Raw genomic sequence first — 18,889 nt, 5'->3', positions numbered from 1 at the left:
GATCGACCGGAGGCCGTGTCACGCGTCCTGCGCGCCCCAGCCTTCTCGGATACCGGAATCCCGTAACACACCCAGAGGTCGGGCGATCATCCATGCGCCGCGGGCATAATTGGCATGCCAAGCTTGGCATGCCAAAGTGCAATGCAGCATGCGATTACGGCGGTGCAACATCACCGCTCAAGCACGCTCGGTCCGAACCCATGTTCCTTGCCCTGCCCTTCATCCTCGCCGCGCTCGCCGTCCTGGTCGTCGGGGTCCAGATTCTCCTGGTCGTCAAGGTGGCCGACCTGTTCGAGGCGCCCCGGGACGAGCGCCAGGACGTGCGCAAGGTTCACGCCCGCTACCCGGCCGTGCCGGCCGGCCGCTACGCCTGACGCCACCGGACACCGCGAAGCGCCCGCGGGGACGGGCCGAGCGCTATCACGGCGCGCTCGGCGCAAGGTTTCGCTCACCATTTTGGTGATAGGGTCAACAAATCGTTGATCCAGGCGACCCGAGGGCGCTGACGTGGCACTGGGCGCCCAGATCCCGGACGAAGGTTTCGTCCTCCTGCTGTCGGATCGCCCGGCCGAGCGCCGGGCGCTCGCGCGGGCGATCGGGCTGGTCGCGGCCTGCCGGGCCGCGGGATCGGGCGACGGCCTGCCGCCGGGCCGTCCGCGCCTCGCGGTGCTCGACCTCGACACCTCCGCCCTCGCGGCCGCCGACGCGGCCCTCGACCGGGCCGTGCCCCGCCTCGTCCTCGCGCGCGGTCCCGGCGGACCGGCGGCGCCCTCCCCGACCGCCCGGATCCTGCCCCCGAACGCCCCGCGCGAGACGGTGCTCGCCGGCATCATCGCGATGCTGGAGAGCGTCGCCCTGGCGGAGCGGACCCGCGCCCGCGCGCTCGCCGCCCGCGGCGGCGCCGCGACCGCGCTGGTGGCCGAACTGTTCGACAGCGCGGCGCTCGGCGCCCGGATCGACCCGGCCGAGATCGAGCGCGGCACGGAGATCGTGGTGGAGGCCGTGGCCGAGGCCGGAATCCGCGACTGGCTGCACACCGTGTGGCGGCACGATGCGGGCGTCTACCAGCACACCCTGAGCGTGGCGGGCTTCGCCGCGGCGTTCGGCGCGGTGCTGGGCCTCGGCGGGGCCGACCACCGCCGCTTCGCCCGCGCGGCCTTGCTGCACGACATCGGCAAGTCGCGCATCCCGGCCGAGATCCTCAACAAGCCCGGCCGCCTCACCCCCGAGGAGTGGCGGCTGATGCAGCGCCACCCTGCCATCGGTGCCGACCTGCTGGAAGAACAGGGCGGGACCGAGCCGGAGGTGATCGCCGCCGTGCGCCACCACCACGAGCGCCTCGACGGCGCCGGCTATCCCGACGGACTCGCGGGCGCGGCGATCGCGGACCTCACCCGCCTCGTGGCGATCTGCGACGTGTACTCGGCGCTGACCGAGCGGCGCGCCTACCGCGCCCCGATCGCGCCGCTCGCCGCGCTCGCCCAGATGGCCGGCGAGCGCGGCCATCTCGACCCGGCCCTGCTCGCCGCCTTCCGCCCCGTCGCGCTGGCACACGCGGGGTAGCCCGCGGATCCCCGAGGGTGTCAAATCCCTTCGGCGCCTGAAGGCGCTGCAGGCGGGGTCCGGGGCGCGCAGCCCCGGGGTCGGCTCCCCTCGCTCGGCGGAGCCGAGCGAGGGGAGCCGGCGCGGGCTCTGCCCTGCACCCGCCAAAGGTCTCGACCTTTGGGATCCGGGACCACCCGTGGTTCCGGTGCCACACCGGGCCGCGATCCGTGCACCGACGGAGCGTCCGCCCCGGTTTCGCCGCAGGCGCGCCGGAGGCAGGCGTCCCGCCGCAAGCCGTGACCCCTGCCGTGCCGATCCGACCCTTCGCCCGCATCGCCGCGCTCGCCCTCCCGCTGATGCTCGCCGCCTGCGGCACCTCGGCGATCCTGCCGGAGGTCACCGCCCCGACCCTGCCGGTGATCCTCGACGAGACGGCGGCGGCCGCCGCGATCTCGCGCTACCGCGCCCAGCACGGGCTGGGGCCGGTGGTGGTGGATGCGGGCCTGACGCGGGCCGCCGCCTTCCAGGCCGGCAACAACGCCCGCGCGGGCCGCCTCAGCCACGATCTCGGCGGCACCTTCACCTCGCGCATGGCCTCGGCGGGTCTCGCCCGCGCCTACGCGGCCGAGAACCTCAGCGCCGGCTCCGAGACCTTCGACCAAGTGCTCGCCCGCTGGAAGGCCTCGCCCCAGCACAACGCCAACATGCTGATCCCGCAACTGCGCCGCATCGGCGTCGCCCGGGTGGACGCGCCGGAGACGCGCTACCGCCGCTACTGGGCGCTGGTGATGGCGGGGAACTGAGCCCCTACTCGACCCGGTTCGGCTCGACCACGTTGCCGGTGCCGTTGTCGCCGTCGTCGGCGCTGCTGCCGAAGGGGTAGCCGCGGTCCTCGCCGCAGTAGAGCCGCCAGCCGCCGCGGGAATTGACCACCACCGGCGCCGAGCCGAACAGCCCCCGCCCCCGGAAGACGTTGCCCGTCACCACGTTGTCGGAGGGCGTCTGGTGGCGCACCGTGCCGCCCTCCCCGCAATTGCGGTAGAGCCGCACGCCCCCCTGCCCCCGCAGGTCGAAGCGGTTTCCGGTGATGCGGTTGCGGGCCGAGCCGTCGACCGCCACGAGTTCGCGCCCCGTCTCGGTCGCGATGGCGTTGTCCGCGATCCGGTTCTCGGCGCTCTCCGCGTCGAGGTAGAGCGCGGTCGAGCGCGAGCGGCCGTCGAGCCGCGAGCCCTGCAGCGTCACCCGGGTCACGCCGGGCCCGAGATAGAGCGGGATGTGCCCGAGCGCGGTGATCGTCGTGCCGAGGATCGCGACCTCGGTCGGCGCGGCAGCTTGCGCCCGCTCCGTATGGCCGGGGCCGTGCGAGGATTCGCGCACGGCCGCGCCCTGCCCGTTCACCCCCATGCCCCAGATCCGCACGTGGCCGAGGATCCGGCAGTCGCGCACGGTGATGTCCGAGGGCCGCTCGAAGCCGCCGCCGGGCAGCGGGCGCGAGCGGATCGCGATCGCGAAGGCGTCGGGAGCGGGCGGCGGCTCGGCCTGCCCCAGCGTCGCGCCCGCGCAGTCGAGGGTGATGCCGGAGGCGGCCGCGCCCTCCAGCACGATCCGCTTCGTCACCCTATCCTCGGGCCCGAGCCGGAGGCTGCAGGCCAGCGCCACGCTCTCCGCGCCCGGGGCCGCCGGGGCGAGGACCCGCGCGCGGGTGGCGGCGTCGCAGGGGGCGGCGGCCGCGCGGACGAGGGCCGGCGGGTCCGGGGGCGGCAGGGGCGGCGCGAGGAACGGCATGGGGCCGCTCTGCCGCGCGAGGCCGGCATTTTCGGGACGCCGACGAAAATCCGCCCGACAATCCTCCGCATCCCGGCATCGCGCGGCCGTCAACGCGCCTATATCGAGCCGGCCCCTCCCGTACCCGGTCGCGTGACGTGTTGAGTTCCTTCGAAGACCTGCTGCTCCGCTGGCTCCAGCCCACCGCCGCCCTGCGGGCCGACATGCTGGCGGCGGTCGGCACCGCGCTCGCGGTCGCGGTGACGCTGCACGCCCTCCTGCGCAAGCGGCGCGTCAGCGTCGCGGTGGCCTGGGTCGGGCTCGCGTGGCTGTCGCCGATCTTCGGCTCGGTGCTCTACCTGATGTTCGGCATCAACCGGGTGACGCGACGGGCGCGCAGGCTGCGCACCAAGCCCTCGGAGGCGCTGGAGGCGCCGAGCCTCGAGGACGCGACCGTGCCGCACACCCTCTGGCCCCTCGACCGGGCGGTGCGCCGCATCACCGGCCTGCCCGCCCTCGTCGGCAACCGCGTCGCGCTCTTCCGCAACGGGGACGAGGCCTATCCGGCGATGCTCGCGGCGATCGCGGAGGCCCGCACCAGCCTCGTCCTCACCAGCTACATCTTCCGCGACGACCCGACCGGGCGCCTGTTCGGCGCGGCGCTCGGTGAGGCGCGGGCGCGCGGCGTCGCCGTCCGGGTGATCATCGACGGGATCGGCGGCGGCTACTTCCGGGCGAAGGCCTACCGGCGCCTCAGCGCCGCCGGGGTGCCGGCGGGGCTGTTCATGCACTCGGCGCTGCCCTGGCGCATGCCCTTCCTGAACCTGCGCAACCACAAGAAGCTCCTGATCGCCGACGGGCGGGTCGCCTTCACGGGCGGCGTCAACATCTCGCAGCCGAACCGCCTCGCCACCCGGCCGGACCACCCGATCCGCGACACCCATTTCCGGGTCGAGGGCCCGGTGGTCGAGCAGCTGATGGCGGCCTTCGCCAGCGACTGGGCCTTCGTGGACGGCGAGATCCTCGACGGGCCGGACTGGTTCCCGGACCTCGCGCCCGTGGGCCCCACGGTCGCGCGCGCCGTGACCTCGGGGCCGGACGCCGACATCATGAAGATCGAGTCGGTGATCCTGCACGCGCTCAACGGTGCCCGCGAGCGGGTCGCGATCGTGACGCCCTACTTCCTGCCCGACGAGGTGGTGATGGCGGCGCTGGCGCTCGCCGCCGAGCGGGGCGTCACGGTCGACGTGGTTATCCCGCGCCGCTCGGACCACGTCTTCGTCGACTGGGCGACCCGCGCGCACGTGATGCCGCTCCTCAGGAGCGGCGTGCGGATCTGGCTCGACGAGCCGCCCTTCGACCACTCGAAGGCGCTGGCCATCGACGGGGTCTGGTGCTTCGTTGGCAGCGCCAACTGGGACATGCGCAGCTTCCGCCTGAACTTCGAGCTGAACGTCGAGCTCTACGACGCGCGGATGGCGGAGGAGATCGAGCGCTTCATCCGGGCGAAGATGGAGACCCGGCTGACGGAGGACGACCTGCGCGCCCGCCACCTGCCCGTACGCCTGCGCGACGCAGCCGTGCGACTGCTGCTGCCATACCTCTGACCGCCCGCGCCGGCGATTCCGGCGCCGGGCGCAGGTGCACCACGATCGGCCGGTGGTCGGAGGGCCCGCGCGGCAGCACCGCGTGGCGCTCGCAGACGAGGCCGCGGGCGAGGCAGCGGTCGAGGCGCAGCGGCACCATCCGACCCATGGCGTGGGTCGGGCTGCGCGGGCCGACATCGTGGAAGCCCGGCATCAGGGCGGGGCCGACGATGTTGTAGTCGCCCAGCACCGCGGCGCGCTCGGAGAGCGCCCCCATGACCCGGCGCAGCTGGCGCCGGTTCAGCATCTGCCCGTGCGAGAGGTGGACGTTGGCCACGGTGAAATCGCCGAGATCCAGCACCTGCGAGACCCGGTGGAACATCGCGCCCGAGGGCAGCGGCACCACCAGCGGCGGGCTGTCCCAGGGCTTGGGCGCCCACATGGCGAGCCCGTGGATGCGGTCGGGCAGCTGCGCCCAGGCGTAGACCCCGCCGACGCGCTCGCGGAGCGCCGCGATGCCGCGGGTGGCCTCCTGCATCAGCAGCAGGTCGGGCTGCTCCTGCTCGATCAGCGCGACGAGGTCGGTGACCGCCGCGCCGGTGCGGCGCAGGAGGTTCCAGCTCACGATCTTGACGGTGCTGGCCTTCCGGTCGGCCCGCGCGAGCGGTTCGCCGGCGACGGAGCCGAGGCCGGGCGGCCGATGGGGCGCGGGATCGAGCATGCCGGATTCGGGATGGCCTTGAGACGGACGGGGCGCGGGACAACGCGGCACGGCCCGGCCCGTTCGACGGGGGCTAGGGACGAATCGCGGCCGAACGGTGATCCGAGGGCGGGCGCGCCGCCCCTACCCGGCCATCGTCTTCTTCACGGTCTCGACGAGCTGCTTCAGGCTGAAGGGCTTGGGCAGGAAGTTGAAGGCCTCGCCCTCCGGAAGGTTCTTGCGGAAGGCGTCCTCCGCGTAGCCCGAGACGAAGATCACTTTCAGGTCCGGCAGGTGCTTGCGCACCTCGCCGAGCAGGGTCGGCCCGTCCATCTCGGGCATCACCACGTCGGAGACGATGAGGTCGATCACGTGGTCGCCGGAGCGGACGATCTGCAGCGCCTCGATGCCCGAGGCCGCCTCCAGCACCGTGTAGCCGCGGGCGGCGAGCGCCCGGCTGTTGACCGCCCGGACCGGATCCTCGTCCTCCACCAAGAGGATCGTGCCCTGCCCAGTATGGTCCGCCGAGGGCTTGCGCGGGGCGGGCCTGGGCGCGGACGGCGCAGGGGCGGTCTCGGCGTCCTTGGCTGCCGGGTAGCTCGCGGGGGGCAGGGTCGGCACGGCGACCTCGGCCGCGCCGGACCCGGCCGCCCCGGACCCGGCCGTCCTCGATCCGGCCTCGCGCGCGCGCTCCGGCGGAGCCTCGGGCAGGGCCTCCGGCACGATGTCCGGAACGACCTCGGGGACGTGGCGCGGCAGGTAGATCTTGAAGACGGTGCCCTCGCCCACGACCGACTGCACGTCGATCGTGCCGCCCGATTGCTTGACGATGCCGAACACCGTCGAGAGGCCGAGGCCCGTGCCCTTGCCGATCTCCTTGGTGGTGAAGAACGGCTCGAAGATCTTCTCCATGATCTCGGGCGGGATGCCCTCGCCCGTGTCCTGCACCTCGATCAGCACGTGGTCGCCGGGCGGCGGCCCGCCGCGGCCGTCCGCGACGGCGTCGGGGCCCGGATCGGCCACGTTGGTGGTGCGGATGAAGAGCTTGCCGCCGCCCGGCATCGCGTCGCGGGCGTTGACCGCGAGGTTCACGATCACCTGCTCGAACTGGTTGACGTCGGCCTTGACGGGCCAGACCTCGCGGCCGTGCTTCAATTCCAGCCCGACCCGCTCGCCGAGCAGCCGCTTGAGCAGCAGCGTCAGCTCGGAGAGCGACTCGCCGACGTTCATCACCTCCGGCCGCAGGGTCTGGCGGCGCGAGAAGGCCAGCAGCTGCCGCACCAGGCCCGCGGCCCGGTTGGCGTTCTGCTTGATCTGCATGATGTCCTGGAAGGCCGGGTCGGTCGGCCGGTGGCTCGCGAGCAGGAGGTCCGAGTAGCCGATGATCGCCTGCAGCACGTTGTTGAAGTCGTGCGCGATGCCGCCCGCGAGCTGGCCGACCGCGTTCATCTTCTGCGACTGCGCCACCTGCTGCTCGAGCTGGCGCTGGGCCGTGGTGTCCAGCGCGTAGAGGATCACCGATTCGCGCTCGTCCTCGTCGAGCGCCTCGCCGGTGCCGCCGGCGGTGATCAGCCAGACCCGGGCCGAGCGGTTGCCCGGTCCCTTGAGGCTCACCTCGATCGGCGCGATCTCGGAGAGGCCGCCCGCCGCCTTGGCGAGCGCCGCGTCCACGCCCTCGCGGTCGGCGAGCGCGTCGGTGACGTTCGGCTCGTGGGCGGGATCCAGCGCGGTCTCGTCCGCCTCGTCCACCGGATGGCTCGGCAGCGTGCCGAAGAGCCGCGCGAAGGAAGCGTTGGCCCGGGCGATCCGGCCCGAGCGGTCGAGGGTGGCGATCGCGATCGGCGAGTTGTTGAGGAAGCGGGCGAGGCGCACCTCGGCGGCGCGCTGCGGCTCGTCGAACTCGGCGCCCGCCGAGCGGTTGATCACGAAGGTGCGGGAGGCGCCGGGCTTGCCGTCCTTGCCGAAGGCGATCCGGTGGTAGAGCCGGGCCGGCAGCGGGTGGCCGTTGCGGCGGCGCAGGTCCAGGTCGAAGCGGTCTGTGCGCACCTCGCCGGGCAGGCCGACGCTGCGGGTCAGAACCTCGGCGCCCGGCGCGATCTCGGAGAGGTGGGGCCCGCCCGAGCCGACGGTGGCGAGGTCGTATCCGAGCCAGGCGGCCAGCGTCGCGTTCATGTAGACGATCGAGCCTGCCGGATCGATCGACAGGAAGCCCGCGGGCGCGTGGTCCAGATAGTCGATCGCGTGCTGCAGCTCCTGGAAGACGTTCTCCTGGCGCTCGCGCTCGGCGGTGATGTCGGAGACCGTCCAGAGCGCGGTGGCCCGGCCCGGCCTGGGCAGGGGGCGCACGTGGATGCGGTACCACGCGAAGTCCCGGGCGCCGCCCCGGGGCGGGGGCGCCATGCGGACCTCCTCGGTGTGGCTGCGCCCGTCGCGCGAGGCCTGGGACAGGCGGTAGACCGCCTCCGACACCTCCGGCGAACCGACGAAGACCCGCTCGACCGAGCGCAGGTTCGAGAAGCTGTCGCCGCCCGCGACCTGCAGATAGGCCTCGTTGGCGTAGATCAGCCGGCCGCCCTCCTCCGCCACCAGGGCGGCGTCGGGCGAGCCGTCGACGATCGCCTTGGTGATGTCGTCGCGCGCGCCCTGCCCGGCGAGCTGGAGCGCGCCGATCGCCAGCGCGAACAGGAAGAACACGCCCGCCATGGCGAGGAGCGCCAGCAGCCAGACGATCAGCGACTGGGCCTGCTCGTTGGCGACGAAGGAGAGGCCGATCGCCGCGCCCACGAGCAGCCCCGCCAGGACGAGCAGCAGCCCGACCCGGCCGGGCCGCTCCGACCGGTCGATCGAGCCCGGCACGGGAGGCGCGACGGGCGTCGTGGGTCCAGACAACTCGGCCATCACGCATCAATCCAGTAACCGGCCCCGGTTAGGCCCCGGGCCCGGCGACGGCAAGGGGTGCCGCGACCAAGCCCGTCTTACGGGAAAAGTGTGCATGCGCGGTAGCCTGCGCGGGATCGTGGGATGCCCCGGCGTGCGCCCTACGCGCCCGCCTCCTCGGGGGCGGGACCGCCGAAGCAGCGGCGCACGGCCTCCCAGAAGGCCTGCCGTTCGTCGGGCGTGCAGAGGTCGAGCCGGGCGCGCACGAGGCGCAGTCCCGCGGCCGCGTCCGGGCTCTCGCGGATCTCTGCCTCGCTCGGGGCGTGCTGTTGCGCGGTCGTCATCGTCGGCATGGACTCGAGCCCTCCGGCACCCCCTCGCGCGGCCAGCGGGCGTGCGGCGCCCGCCTGGCCCGCGAGGACACAGGTCGGGACCTACGCCGGGACGCCCCGTTCCGTTCCGCCGCGCGATCGGGCAAGAGGCGGGGCGTGAGGGTCGGACACGGCGTCCGGCCGCGCGAGCGGGGGCGGGCTTTTGCGGCTCAGCGTCGAGGATCTGGCCTGTCGGCGCTCGGGGCGGCGCGTCTTCGCGGGCCTGTCGTTCGCGCTCGGTCCCGGCGAGGCGCTGGCGGTGACCGGGCGCAACGGGGCCGGCAAGTCGAGCCTGCTGGCGATCCTGGCCGGCCGACTGCGGCCGGATGCGGGCCGGGTGGCGGTCGCCGATGTCGGCGAGGCCGCCCTGTCCGAATGCCTGCACGCGGTCGGCCACCGGGACGGGCTGAAGGCGGCGCTCACGGCCGGCGAGAACCTCGCCTTCGCGCAAGCGCTGCTGGGCGCGCCCCGGATGGCCCCGCGCCCGGCGCTGGAGCGCCTCGGCCTCGGCCACGCCCACGACTTGGCCGTCGCCTACCTCTCGGCCGGGCAGCGGCGCCGGGTGGCGCTCGCCCGCCTCCTCGTCTGCCACCGCCCGCTCTGGCTCCTCGACGAGCCGACGGCCGCCCTCGACGCGGCCTCGCAAGGGCTGCTCGCCGGGCTGATGGCCGAGCACCGGGCGGCGGGCGGCCTCGTGGTGGCGGCGACCCATCAGGCGCTCGGCCTGGAGGATGCCCGTGCCCTGGCGCTCGCCCCGGCGGAGCCGGGGGCGGCGCCCTTGCCCGCGGACGTCGATCCGGAGGAGTGGGCGTGATCGGCATCGTCTCGGCCCTCGTCGCCCGCGACCTCGCTTTGGCGGCCCGCGTCGGCGGCTCCGGCGCGCTCTCGCTCGTCTTCTTCCTGATGATCGTGGCGCTGATCCCCTTCGCGCTCGGGCCCGACCTCAACCTGCTCGCCCGGATCGGCCCGGCGATCCTCTGGCTCGCGGCGGTGCTGGCGACGCTCATCGGGCTCGACCGCCTGTTCCAGGCCGACGAGGAGGACGGCTCCCTCGACCTGATGACCGCCGCCCCGGTACCCCTGGAACTCGTGGTCCTGGCCAAGGTCGTGGCGCACTGGCTGACCACCGGCCTGCCGCTGGCGCTGGCCTCCCCGCTCTTCGGCCTTCTGGTCGCCCTCGACGGCACCGCCATGGGCGCCACCGCCCTGACGCTGCTGGTGGGCACCCCGGCGCTGACCTGCATCGGCGCGGTCGGCGCCGCGCTCACCGCCTCGATCCGCCGGGGCGGGCTGATCCTGGCGGTGCTGGTCCTGCCCCTGATGGTGCCGACCCTGATCTTCGGCGTCTCGGCCACGGAGGCGGCTCTGGGCGGCACGGTGCCGTTCACCACGCCGCTGGCGATCCTGGCGGCCCTCAGCCTGATCGCGGCGGTCGTCGGCACGCTCGCGGCGGCGGCGGCGCTCCGCTGGTCGGAGTAGCGCGGCCTTTGACGGTCCGGGGCGGAGGGCGTATCCGGCCGCGGCGAGGGGATCGTCGCGGGGCGAGCGGGGGCACATGCCGGCCGGGATCAGGCGCTGCACCGAGGTCGAGGGCGCCTGCGCGATCCACGAGGCGCCGCCGGACATCCGCCTCTGCACCGACCTGCTCTACGTGCCCGTGGAGTACGGCGCCCTCTGGGGGCTCTACGAGGGCGGGGTGCGGATCGACCGCGACGCGCCGCTCGACGCCGACGCGGCGCGGCAGGTCGCCGATCTCCGCGCCTCGGCCGCGCGGGTCGATGCGCGCTTCCACTATCTCGGCGACGTGGTCGATCATTTCGGCCACTTCGTCGTCGGCAGCCTGTCCCGCCTCTGGCCGCTCGCCGCGGGCGGCGGGGCGGGGACCCTGCTGCTCTATCACGGCGCGCAGGACATTGAGCGGCTGCGCGGCCTCGGCTTCCTGGAGCCGATGCTCGGCTCCCTCGGGGTCGGCCTGGATGCGCTGCGGAATTTCCGCGTGCCCGTCCGACTGGCCGAGGTCGTGGTGGCCGAGCGCGCCTTCCGGGAGAACCACGCGGCGAGCCGGGCCTACGACGAACTCTGCAAGGCGATCGGGCGGCCCTGGCTGGCGGGCGTCGCGGTCGATGGCGAGGCGCGGCCGGCCTATCTCTCGAAGCTCAGGCTACCGCCGGGCAGCCTGCACAAGCTGGAGAACGAGGCCGACCTCGTGCGGGAGCTGGAGCGCCGGGGCGTCGACGTCGTCGTCCCCGAGGAACTCGACCTCCGCGCGCAGGTCCGGCTCTTCGCCGAGCGGCGGACCGTCCTCGGCCTCACGGGCTCGGCCCTGCACGTCTGCCTCTTCGCCGCGCCCGAGCGCCGGATCCTCGGCCTCAACTGGTGCCGCCGCCTCAACGCGAACCTGCCGCTCTTCGATGCCCTGAACCGGAACCGGGCGCACTACTACTACGCCGACGGGGTGACCTGGATCCGCAACGACGCCTACGCCGCGGAGCGCGACTACTTCCTGCGCTGGTCCCTGCCGGATCCGGCCTCCGTCGCCGCCGCCCTGGCGGAGCGCGCGGCGGATGTCGACGGCATCGCCGCGCGGGACGCCCGGGAGGCGGCCGGGCGGGCCGGCGGGCTGCTCGCCCGCTCCGTGGGTGCGGCCGGGCGCGGGGCCCGGGCCGGGCTGCGCCGGCTCCTGCGTCCCGACGCGCCCTGACCGCCCAGGGTGCGCGCCCGCCCCGCATTGCCGCTGCACCGCACTCGACGCTAAAAGCCAGGCCAGGAGCCCCGCCCCGCGCGGGATGTCACGGAAACAGGCAGGCCGCCGGGGCACCCCGCGCGCGCCCTCAGGCAGGCAGGATGTCCTCGGCCCCGATCTCCCTCTGGACCCGGCTGTCCAACCCCAGCCACTTCATGCGCTGGTCGGGCACGCTCGCGCCGTGGCTCGCCGGCCTCTCCGGTCTGGTGCTCGCCCTCGGGCTCTACCTCGCGTGGTTCGTCGCCCCGCCCGACTACCAGCAGGGCGAGACGGTGCGGATCATGTTCATCCACGTGCCAGCGGCCTGGCTCGGGGTGTTCTTCTACGGCGCCATGAGCCTGTCGGCGGTGGGCACGCTGGTCTGGCGCCACCCGCTCGCGGACGTCGCCCAGCGCGCCGCCGCGCCGATCGGGGCGGCCTTCACGCTGATCTGCCTCGTCACCGGGTCGCTCTGGGGCAAGCCGATGTGGGGCACCTACTGGGTCTGGGACGCGCGCCTCACCTCGATGCTGCTGCTCTTCCTGATCTACTGCGGCATCGTCGCGCTCTGGCGCACGATGGAGGACCCGAACCGGGCCGCGCGCGCGGTGGCGATCCTGACGCTCGTCGGCGCCGTCAACCTGCCGATCATCAAGTTCTCGGTGAACTGGTGGTCCACCCTGCACCAGCCGGCCTCGATCCTGCGCATGGGCGGCCCGACCATCGATCCCTCGATGCTCTACCCGCTCCTCGTGATGATCCTCGCCGCGACGCTCGGCGGCACCACGCTCCACCTCTACGCGATGCGCACCGAGGTGATGCGCCGCCGGGTGCGCACGCTGACCATCCGCGAGGCCGAGCGCCTGGACGCGGGGCGCGTCGCCGTGACCGCTCCGCCCGACGCCCTCCCCCAGGCCCTCTGAGGACCCGACCATGGATCTCGGACCCCATGCGGGCTTCATCCTCGCCTCCTACGCCTTCACCGCGCTGGTGATGGGCGCCCTGGTGCTCAACGCCGTGCGCGACCGGCGCGCGCAGGCCCGGGCCCTGCGCGGTTTCGAGGCGCTGCGCGGCTCCGGGGAGGGGCGCCGGTGAGCACCGAGGCCCCCGCGCCGGCCCGCCGCTCGCTCCTGCTGATCCTGCCGCTCGTCACCTTCGCGGTGCTGGCCGGCGTGTTCCTCCTGCGCCTGCGATCGGGCGTCGATCCCGCGGCCATCCCCTCGGCGCTCGTCGGGCAGCCGGTCCCGGCCTTCGCGCTGCCCCCGGTGCCGGGCTTGACCGCGGACGGCGCCCCCGTGCCGGGGCTGACCTCCGCCGACCTCCGGGGCCAGGTCACGGTGCTGAACGTCTGGGCCTCGTGGTGCGCCCCCTGCCAGATCGAGCACCCGATGCTGATGCGGATGGCCCGCGAATCGGGCTTCCGCCTCGTCGGCATCGCCTACAAGGACGCGCCCGAGAAGGCCCGCGCCTTCCTGGGGAAGCACGGCGTGCCCTTCCGGGCGGTCGGGCTCGACGAGACGGGCCGCGTCGGCATCGATTTCGGCGTCTACGGCGTGCCGGAGACCTTCATCATCGGCCCGGACGGGGTGATCCGCGACAAGCTCGTCGGCATCGTCACGCCCGAGAACCTGAAGGACGTGCTGGAGAAGATCCGCCGCGCCGGGCAGGTCGCCTCAGCGGGCTGACGCGCGCTCCCCCCTCCCCGCAGAGCGGGGAGGAAAAGATCCGGCGCGGCTACTTCTTCGTCAGCCCGCCCAGCACGTTGCGCAGGATGGCGTCGCCCACCTGCTTGCCGACGCTGCGGGCCATCGAGCGGGCGGCGTTCGACACCACCTGCTCCACGATCCCCGGCCGGGGGCGGCGCCCGGTCCGCGCCGTTCCCTTTCCTTTCGACGCTTCCTCGCCGAGCAGGCTGCCCAGCACGCCGCCGAGCAGGCCGCCGAGGCCGCCCTCGCTCTCCTTGGCGGCCTCCGCCGTGTCCGCGTCGAGGCCCTTGCGGGCGGCCAGCATCTCGTAGGCGCTCTCGTTGTCGACCGCCGCGTCGTACTTGCCGCGGAGCGGGCTCTTCGCGATCACCTCGGCCCGCTCGGCTGCCGTGAGGGGACCGACGCGGCCCTGCGGCGGCGCGATCAAGGCCCGCTCGACGACCGAGGGGGTGCCGCGCGCCTCCAGGAAGCTCACCAGCGCCTCGCCGACGCCGAGCTCCGTGATGGCCTTGGCGACGTCGAAGCCCGGGTTCTGCCGGAAGGTCTCGGCGGCCGCCCGCACCGCGCGCTGGTCGCGGGGCGTGAAGGCGCGCAGGCCGTGCTGCACCCGGTTGCCGAGCTGGCCCAGCACCGTCTCGGGCACGTCGAGCGGGTTCTGGGTGACGAAGTAGACGCCCACCCCCTTGGAGCGGATCAGCCGCACCACCTGCTCCACCGCGTCGAGCAGTGCCTTCGGGGCGTCGTCGAACAGGAGGTGCGCCTCGTCGAAGAAGAAGACGAGCTTGGGCCGGTCGAGGTCGCCGACCTCGGGCAATTGCTCGAACAGCTCCGAGAGCATCCAGAGCAGGAAGGAGGCGTAGAGCTTCGGCCGCTGCATCAGCTTGTCGGCGGCCAGGATGTTGACGAAGCCCCTGCCCTCCCGGTCCCGGCGCATGAAGTCGGCGAGGTCGAGGGCCGGCTCGCCGAAGAACGCGTCGGCGCCCTGATTCTCGAGAACCAGGAGCTGGCGCTGGATCGCGCCGACGCTGGCCGCCGAGACGTTGCCGTAGGTGCCGGAGATCTCGCGCAGGTTCTCCGAGCAGAAGTTCAGCAGCGCCCGCAGGTCCTTCAGGTCGATGACCGGCCACCGGTTCTCGTCGGCGACCCGGAAGGCGACGTTGAGCACGCCCTCCTGGGTGTCGTTGAGTTCGAGGAGGCGGGCCAGCAGCAGCGGCCCCATCTCGCTGACCGTGCAGCGGATCGGGTGGCCCTGCTCGCCGAACAGGTCCCAGAACACGGTGGGGAAGCGGTCGGGCTCGTACGCGATCCCGAGTTCCTCGGCGCGCTTGACGAAGACCGGCTTGGCCTCGCCGGCCGCGGCGAGCCCCGACAGGTCGCCCTTGATGTCGGCGGCGAACACGGGCACGCCCGCGTTGGAGAAGCCCTCGGCCAGCACCTGCAGGGTCACGGTCTTGCCGGTGCCGGTGGCGCCCGCCACCAGCCCGTGCCGGTTGGCCAGCCGCAGCGCCAGCACCTCGGGCTTGGCGCCCGGGCCCACGCTCCTGCCGACCGAGATGGTGCCGTCCCCGCTCATCGCCCGCTCCCCTCGTGCCACCGCGCCGGCGCAGGTTACGCCGAGGCGCCTCCCGAGTTCCAGAGCGGCCGGCCCGGCTTGATTTCCCAGCGCCCAGGCCCGACAGACGGGAGCAACTCTCTCGGGAAGGCCCCATCGATGGAAGAACTGATCGCCCGCGTGACCAACCGCACCGGCCTCGACGCCGCCACGGCGCAGACCGCGATCGGGCATATCCTCGCCTTCCTGCAGAAGGAGGGGCCGGCGACCGAGGTCGCCCAGCTCATGGCCGCGATGCCGGGCTCCGAGGCGCTCGTCGCCGAGTCGAACGCCGCGGGCGGCGGCAGCGGGCTGATGGGCATGCTCGGCGGCATGATGGGCGGCGGCGTGATGGCGCTCGGCCAGAAGCTGATGTCGGCCGGCGTGCCGATGGGCCAGATGCAGCCGCTGGGGCAGGAACTCTTCGCCTACGGCCGTGAGAAAGCCGGCGAGGACGTGATGGGGCCGATCGTCGGCTCGATCCCCGGGCTGAACCAGTTCGTCTGATCCCGGTTCGCAGTAGCCGGCGCGACAGCCGCGTGCGGCTGTCATAAAAGCGTGCGCGCTTCGTGGTCTTGAGTGGGTCCGCGAGGCGCGGGCCGCGCCGTCCGGGCGGACGGCGGCCGCGGGCCTCCGGAGCGGGCTTCGACGATGGTCGCGAACTTCACCCGTGGGGCCGGGGCGGCCTTTGCGAGCGGCTGGGACCGGGGCGTGGCCGAGCCCATCGCCAAGCTCAAGCGCCGGGGCGCCGAGGCCGGCATCCCGGGCCTCGGCGGGCGCAGCCTCGTGCCGCCGGGCGCGACGCCGATCCGCTTCGCCGAGCGCTTCAAGGCGCCGCTCGCGACGCCCGGCCTGGGGCCGAGCCTCGGCCGGCTCGGCACGCTGGAGGTGCGGCTCGCCGTGAAGAACGGCGAGGTGCGCCGGGCCCAGCGCCTGCGCTACGGCGTGTTCTACGAGGAGATGTCGGCAGTGCCGACCGGCATGGCGGCCTTCTCGCGCCGCGACGCCGACGAGTTCGACGCGCTCTGCGACCACCTCCTGGTGATCGACCACGCCGCGACCGAGGCCAAGCCCTTCCGGAAAGCCCGGCCGAAGGTGGTGGGCACCTACCGGCTGCTGCGCGGCGAGGTGGCCGAGCGCAACTTCGGCTTCTACTCGGCGGGCGAGTACGACCTCGCGCCGCTGCTCGCCGCCCAGGCCGGCAAGCGCATCCTGGAACTCGGCCGTTCCTGCGTGCTGAAGCCCTACCGCACCAAGCGCACGGTCGAGCTGCTCTGGACCGGCATCTACGCCTACCTCCGGCACCACCGGATCGATGCGCTGATCGGCTGCGCCAGCCTGGAGGGCACGGATCCGGACCGGCTCGCCCTGCCCCTGAGCTTCCTCCACCACCACGCCCGCGCGCCGGAGGGCTGGTGCGCGAAGGCCCTGCCCGGCCGCCACGTGCCGATGGACCGGCTCGTCCGCGGGGCGGTCGATCCGAAGGCGGCGCTCCAGTCCCTGCCGCCGCTGATCAAGGGCTACCTGCGGGTCGGCGCCACCTTCGGCGACGGGGCGGTGGTGGACCACCAGTTCGGCACCACCGACGTCTTCGTGGTGCTGCCGGTCGAGGCGATCGCGGCGCGCTATCTCGGCCATTTCGGGCCGGCGGCGAACCGGCACGCGGCCTGACGGACCGATCGGGCGATCACAGCCGCTTGGCGAGTTCCGCCGCGCTCTGGTCGGCCGGGCGCATCAGGTTGAGCGCGCCGAGGAAGCGGTTCTTGCCGTCCATCACGTAGACGAGCGCGGTGTGCTCCATCGTGTAGTCGCCGTCCTTGGTGGGCACCTTGCGGCTGTAGGCGCGGTAGCCCTTCACCGCCGCCGCGACCTGCTCGGGCGTGCCCGTGAGGCCGACGATGCGCGGGTCGAAGCTCGTGAGGTAGGTCTTGAGGTCGGCCGGCCGGTCGCGCTCCGGATCGACCGTGATGAAGGCGACCTTCATGCCCCGTCCCTTGTCGCCCAAAGCCGCCAGCACGTCGGAGACCTGCTGCAGCGTGGTCGGGCAGATCTCCGGGCAGTGGGTGAAGCCGAAGAAGACGAGGTGCGTGGCGCCCGCGAAGGCGCGCTCGGTCGTGGGCCGGCCGTCCTGATCGACGAGGCTGAACGGGCCGCCGACGCTCGCCACCGCCTCCTGCCGCGCGGGCATCAGCGTGAACCAGGCCGCGCCCGCGATGCCCACGAGGCCGATCACGAAAGCGGCGAGGGGGACGAGGGCCCGGTGCAGGGTCCGGGTGCCGGAGGCCGCGCTCACGCCCGGACGTCCTTGCGCTCGTAGCGGGTGAGCAGCGGCGTCTGGGCGAGCGCGAACGCCACCGTGATCGGCATGATGCCGAAGACCTTGAAGTTCACCCAGAAATCCTCCGTCTGCGTGCGCCAGACCACCTCGTTGAGCGCGGCGAGCGCCAGGAAGAACAGGCCCCAGCGGAAGGTGAGCTTGCGCCAGCCCTCGTCGGTCAGCGCGAACATCGAGTCGAGCACGACGGCGAGCAGCGGCTTGCCGAAGGCGAGGCCGCCGAGCAGGACCACGCCGAACAAGGTGTTCACGATGGTGGGCTTCACCATGATGAAGGTCTTGTCCTGCAGGTAGAGGGTCAGGCCGCCGAACACCACGACGACCACCCCTGAGACCAGCGGCATCACCGGCAGGCGTCGCACCAGGGCGTAGTGGATGGCCAGCGCCGTCACGGTCGCGGCCACGAACGCGCCGGTGGCGACGAAGAGCTTCTGGTCGGCCGCGATCCCGAAGCGCTCGGCGTAGGCGTTGCCGAGGAAGAACAGCACCAGCGGCCCCATCTCCAGGGCGAGCTTCAGGAGCGGCGGCAGGTGGCGGTGCGGGGGGACGGATTCGATCTGCATGGGCCCCGATATAAGCGCTTCCCGCAAATCTGTATCGGGGATCGCCGCGGGCCGCGACGACGTCGGCCTCTCGGCTCAGCCGGCCTCCGGCCGCGCCCGCCGCCCCGCCTCCTGCGCCAGCAGGTAGAGGCCCGAGCCGATCACGATCATCGCGCCGACGAGCGTCCAGCCGTTCGGCACGTCGCCGAAGACCAGGAAGCCCAGCGTCACCGACCAGACGAGCTGCGTGTAGATGAAGGGCGCCAGCACGCTCGCCGGGGCGCGGGCGTGCGCGAGGATCAGCAGCCAGTGCCCGAAGGTGCCGATGAGGCCGATGCCGACGAGCAGCGCCCAGACCTGCGGGGTCGCGGGGCTCGACCAGATCCAGGGCAGCACCGGCAGCATCACGGCAAGGCCCGACAGGCCCGAGAAGAACAGCGTCGTGCGGGTCGAATCGTGGGCCGCGAGCTTGCGCGTCAGGATCACGTAGAAGGCGTAGCAGACCATGTTGCCGAGGCTGAACAGCACGGCCGGGTGGACCGTGCCGAGGCCCGGCCGCACGATGACCAGCACGCCCAGGAACCCGACCGCGATGGCGGCCAGCCGGTCGCGGGAGGACCGCTCGCCGAGCAGCGGCCCGGCGAGGAGCGCCACCGCGAGCGGCGCGGCGAACTGGATCGAGACCGTCTCGGCGAGCTGGAGATAGCGCAGGGCCAGGAAGTTGAGCGCGGTGGTGCCGAACAGCAGCAGCGAGCGCAGGACCTGCAGGGTGAGCCGGCGGCTCCTCACCACCTCGGGGTGGCGGACCGGGTTCAGCACCAGGGTGATCAGCGCCACGTTGACCGCGTAGCGCATGAAGGTCGAGACCAGCGGGTCCACCCCGAGCCCCGCCAGCGTCTTGCCGCAGGCGTCGAGGCTCGCGAACGAGGCGACCGCGCCGCACATCAGCGCGATGCCGACGAGCCGGCGCCGGTCCGGAACGGGGCGCGTCGCGGGGCCGGTCACAGCATGAGCCTGGGGCACTTCAGGTCTCTCGGGATCTCTCGGGCGATGCGCCGCGCGGCCGCCGGAGCGTCCGATCAGAGGTTGCGGCGAGGATCGCTTCCTAACCCGTGATCGCCGTCGGCGTGAGGCCGGCGGGCGCAGGGCT

20 protein-coding genes are annotated in these 18,889 nt (G+C 73.4%); 12 read left to right on the top strand and 8 right to left on the bottom strand.

Annotated features, from left to right (window positions below; all coding sequences use genetic code 11):
• The first annotated feature begins 200 nt into the window (after nucleotides 1-200).
• From MFF56_RS15870 to MFF56_RS15860, 3 genes are all read left to right on the top strand, one after another.
• Nucleotides 201-374 carry a hypothetical protein gene (locus tag MFF56_RS15870; protein ID WP_156453664.1) on the top strand — a complete coding sequence of 58 codons (174 nt, stop codon included), beginning with the start codon at nucleotides 201-203 and terminating at the stop codon, nucleotides 372-374.
• Nucleotides 375-507: 133 nt separating this feature from the next.
• The gene (locus tag MFF56_RS15865; RefSeq protein WP_238230364.1) at nucleotides 508-1,563 is read left to right on the top strand and encodes an HD-GYP domain-containing protein; all 1,056 of its coding nucleotides are present in this window, start codon (nucleotides 508-510) and stop codon (nucleotides 1,561-1,563) included.
• Between the two features lie 338 nt (nucleotides 1,564-1,901).
• Complete coding sequence (locus tag MFF56_RS15860; protein WP_066920493.1) at nucleotides 1,902-2,348, top strand: CAP domain-containing protein; 447 nt, start codon at nucleotides 1,902-1,904, stop codon at nucleotides 2,346-2,348.
• A 4-nt stretch (nucleotides 2,349-2,352) separates the two neighbouring features.
• Here MFF56_RS15860 and MFF56_RS15855 read toward each other — a convergent pair whose 3' ends face one another.
• Nucleotides 2,353-3,330, bottom strand: coding sequence for a right-handed parallel beta-helix repeat-containing protein (locus MFF56_RS15855; protein WP_238230362.1), 978 nt, complete (start codon nucleotides 3,328-3,330; stop codon nucleotides 2,353-2,355).
• 203 nt (nucleotides 3,331-3,533) lie between these two features.
• Between MFF56_RS15855 and MFF56_RS15850 the strand changes: the two genes are divergently transcribed.
• Entirely contained in the window at nucleotides 3,534-4,916 is a 1,383-nt protein-coding gene (locus MFF56_RS15850) for a phospholipase D-like domain-containing protein (protein ID WP_066920904.1), read from the top strand.
• Here MFF56_RS15850 and MFF56_RS15845 read toward each other — a convergent pair.
• The 3 genes from MFF56_RS15845 to MFF56_RS15835 form a co-directional block, all read right to left on the bottom strand.
• The gene (locus MFF56_RS15845; RefSeq protein WP_066920897.1) at nucleotides 4,807-5,616 is read right to left on the bottom strand and encodes an endonuclease/exonuclease/phosphatase family protein; all 810 of its coding nucleotides are present in this window, start codon (nucleotides 5,614-5,616) and stop codon (nucleotides 4,807-4,809) included. The two genes, MFF56_RS15850 and MFF56_RS15845, sit on opposite strands and share 110 nt — an antisense overlap.
• Before the next feature lie 123 nt (nucleotides 5,617-5,739).
• Entirely contained in the window at nucleotides 5,740-8,493 is a 2,754-nt protein-coding gene (locus MFF56_RS15840) for a hybrid sensor histidine kinase/response regulator (protein WP_066920895.1), read from the bottom strand.
• A gap of 140 nt (nucleotides 8,494-8,633) precedes the next feature.
• On the bottom strand, nucleotides 8,634-8,825 hold the full coding sequence (locus tag MFF56_RS15835; RefSeq protein WP_238230360.1) for a hypothetical protein: 192 nt from the start codon (nucleotides 8,823-8,825) through the stop codon (nucleotides 8,634-8,636).
• Between the two features lie 181 nt (nucleotides 8,826-9,006).
• On the opposite strand from MFF56_RS15835, the gene ccmA reads away from it, so the two are divergent.
• The 6 genes from ccmA to MFF56_RS15805 all read left to right on the top strand — a co-directional run bounded on the left by ccmA (nucleotide 9,007) and on the right by MFF56_RS15805 (nucleotide 13,250).
• Nucleotides 9,007-9,657 (top strand): heme ABC exporter ATP-binding protein CcmA, encoded by a 651-nt coding sequence (gene ccmA, locus MFF56_RS15830; protein WP_066920893.1) that lies wholly within the window; start codon nucleotides 9,007-9,009, stop codon nucleotides 9,655-9,657.
• A complete protein-coding gene (ccmB, locus tag MFF56_RS15825) occupies nucleotides 9,654-10,322 on the top strand; it encodes a heme exporter protein CcmB (protein WP_066920901.1) in 669 nt (222 codons plus the stop codon). The genes ccmA and ccmB overlap by 4 nt, the downstream gene beginning before the upstream one ends.
• 76 nt (nucleotides 10,323-10,398) lie before the next feature.
• Nucleotides 10,399-11,544 (top strand): glycosyltransferase 61 family protein, encoded by a 1,146-nt coding sequence (locus MFF56_RS15820; RefSeq protein ID WP_066920891.1) that lies wholly within the window; start codon nucleotides 10,399-10,401, stop codon nucleotides 11,542-11,544.
• 143 nt (nucleotides 11,545-11,687) lie between these two features.
• Nucleotides 11,688-12,488 (top strand): heme ABC transporter permease, encoded by an 801-nt coding sequence (locus MFF56_RS15815; RefSeq protein WP_066920888.1) that lies wholly within the window; start codon nucleotides 11,688-11,690, stop codon nucleotides 12,486-12,488.
• A gap of 10 nt (nucleotides 12,489-12,498) precedes the next feature.
• Nucleotides 12,499-12,660, top strand: coding sequence for a heme exporter protein CcmD (gene ccmD, locus MFF56_RS15810; RefSeq protein WP_082772969.1), 162 nt, complete (start codon nucleotides 12,499-12,501; stop codon nucleotides 12,658-12,660).
• A complete protein-coding gene (locus MFF56_RS15805) occupies nucleotides 12,657-13,250 on the top strand; it encodes a DsbE family thiol:disulfide interchange protein (protein WP_066920886.1) in 594 nt (197 codons plus the stop codon). Before ccmD ends, MFF56_RS15805 begins: the two co-directional genes overlap by 4 nt.
• Before the next feature lie 49 nt (nucleotides 13,251-13,299).
• On the opposite strand, the gene MFF56_RS15800 is transcribed toward MFF56_RS15805, so the two are convergent.
• The gene (locus MFF56_RS15800) at nucleotides 13,300-14,844 is read right to left on the bottom strand and encodes a helicase HerA-like domain-containing protein (RefSeq protein ID WP_066920884.1); all 1,545 of its coding nucleotides are present in this window, start codon (nucleotides 14,842-14,844) and stop codon (nucleotides 13,300-13,302) included.
• A gap of 138 nt (nucleotides 14,845-14,982) precedes the next feature.
• Between MFF56_RS15800 and MFF56_RS15795 the strand changes: the two genes are divergently transcribed.
• The gene (locus tag MFF56_RS15795; RefSeq protein WP_066920882.1) at nucleotides 14,983-15,369 is read left to right on the top strand and encodes a DUF2267 domain-containing protein; all 387 of its coding nucleotides are present in this window, start codon (nucleotides 14,983-14,985) and stop codon (nucleotides 15,367-15,369) included.
• 144 nt (nucleotides 15,370-15,513) lie between these two features.
• The gene (olsB, locus tag MFF56_RS15790) at nucleotides 15,514-16,533 is read left to right on the top strand and encodes a l-ornithine N(alpha)-acyltransferase (RefSeq protein WP_066920880.1); all 1,020 of its coding nucleotides are present in this window, start codon (nucleotides 15,514-15,516) and stop codon (nucleotides 16,531-16,533) included.
• A 16-nt stretch (nucleotides 16,534-16,549) separates the two neighbouring features.
• Here the strand turns inward: olsB and MFF56_RS15785 are convergent, their stop codons facing one another.
• The 3 genes from MFF56_RS15785 to MFF56_RS15775 all read right to left on the bottom strand — a co-directional run bounded on the left by MFF56_RS15785 (nucleotide 16,550) and on the right by MFF56_RS15775 (nucleotide 18,684).
• Nucleotides 16,550-17,128 carry an SCO family protein gene (locus tag MFF56_RS15785; RefSeq protein ID WP_066920899.1) on the bottom strand — a complete coding sequence of 193 codons (579 nt, stop codon included), beginning with the start codon at nucleotides 17,126-17,128 and terminating at the stop codon, nucleotides 16,550-16,552.
• 23 nt (nucleotides 17,129-17,151) lie between these two features.
• Entirely contained in the window at nucleotides 17,152-17,760 is a 609-nt protein-coding gene (locus tag MFF56_RS15780) for a septation protein A (protein WP_066920878.1), read from the bottom strand.
• Nucleotides 17,761-17,835: 75 nt separating this feature from the next.
• Nucleotides 17,836-18,684, bottom strand: coding sequence for a DMT family transporter (locus MFF56_RS15775; protein ID WP_082772970.1), 849 nt, complete (start codon nucleotides 18,682-18,684; stop codon nucleotides 17,836-17,838).
• Between the last annotated feature and the right edge of the window lie 205 nt (nucleotides 18,685-18,889).

The organism is Methylobacterium hispanicum (assembly GCF_022179285.1).
GTDB lineage: Bacteria > Pseudomonadota > Alphaproteobacteria > Rhizobiales > Beijerinckiaceae > Methylobacterium > Methylobacterium hispanicum.
The sequence above is the reverse complement of the archived record's forward strand: the minus strand, read 5'-3'. Positions and strand labels throughout refer to the sequence as shown.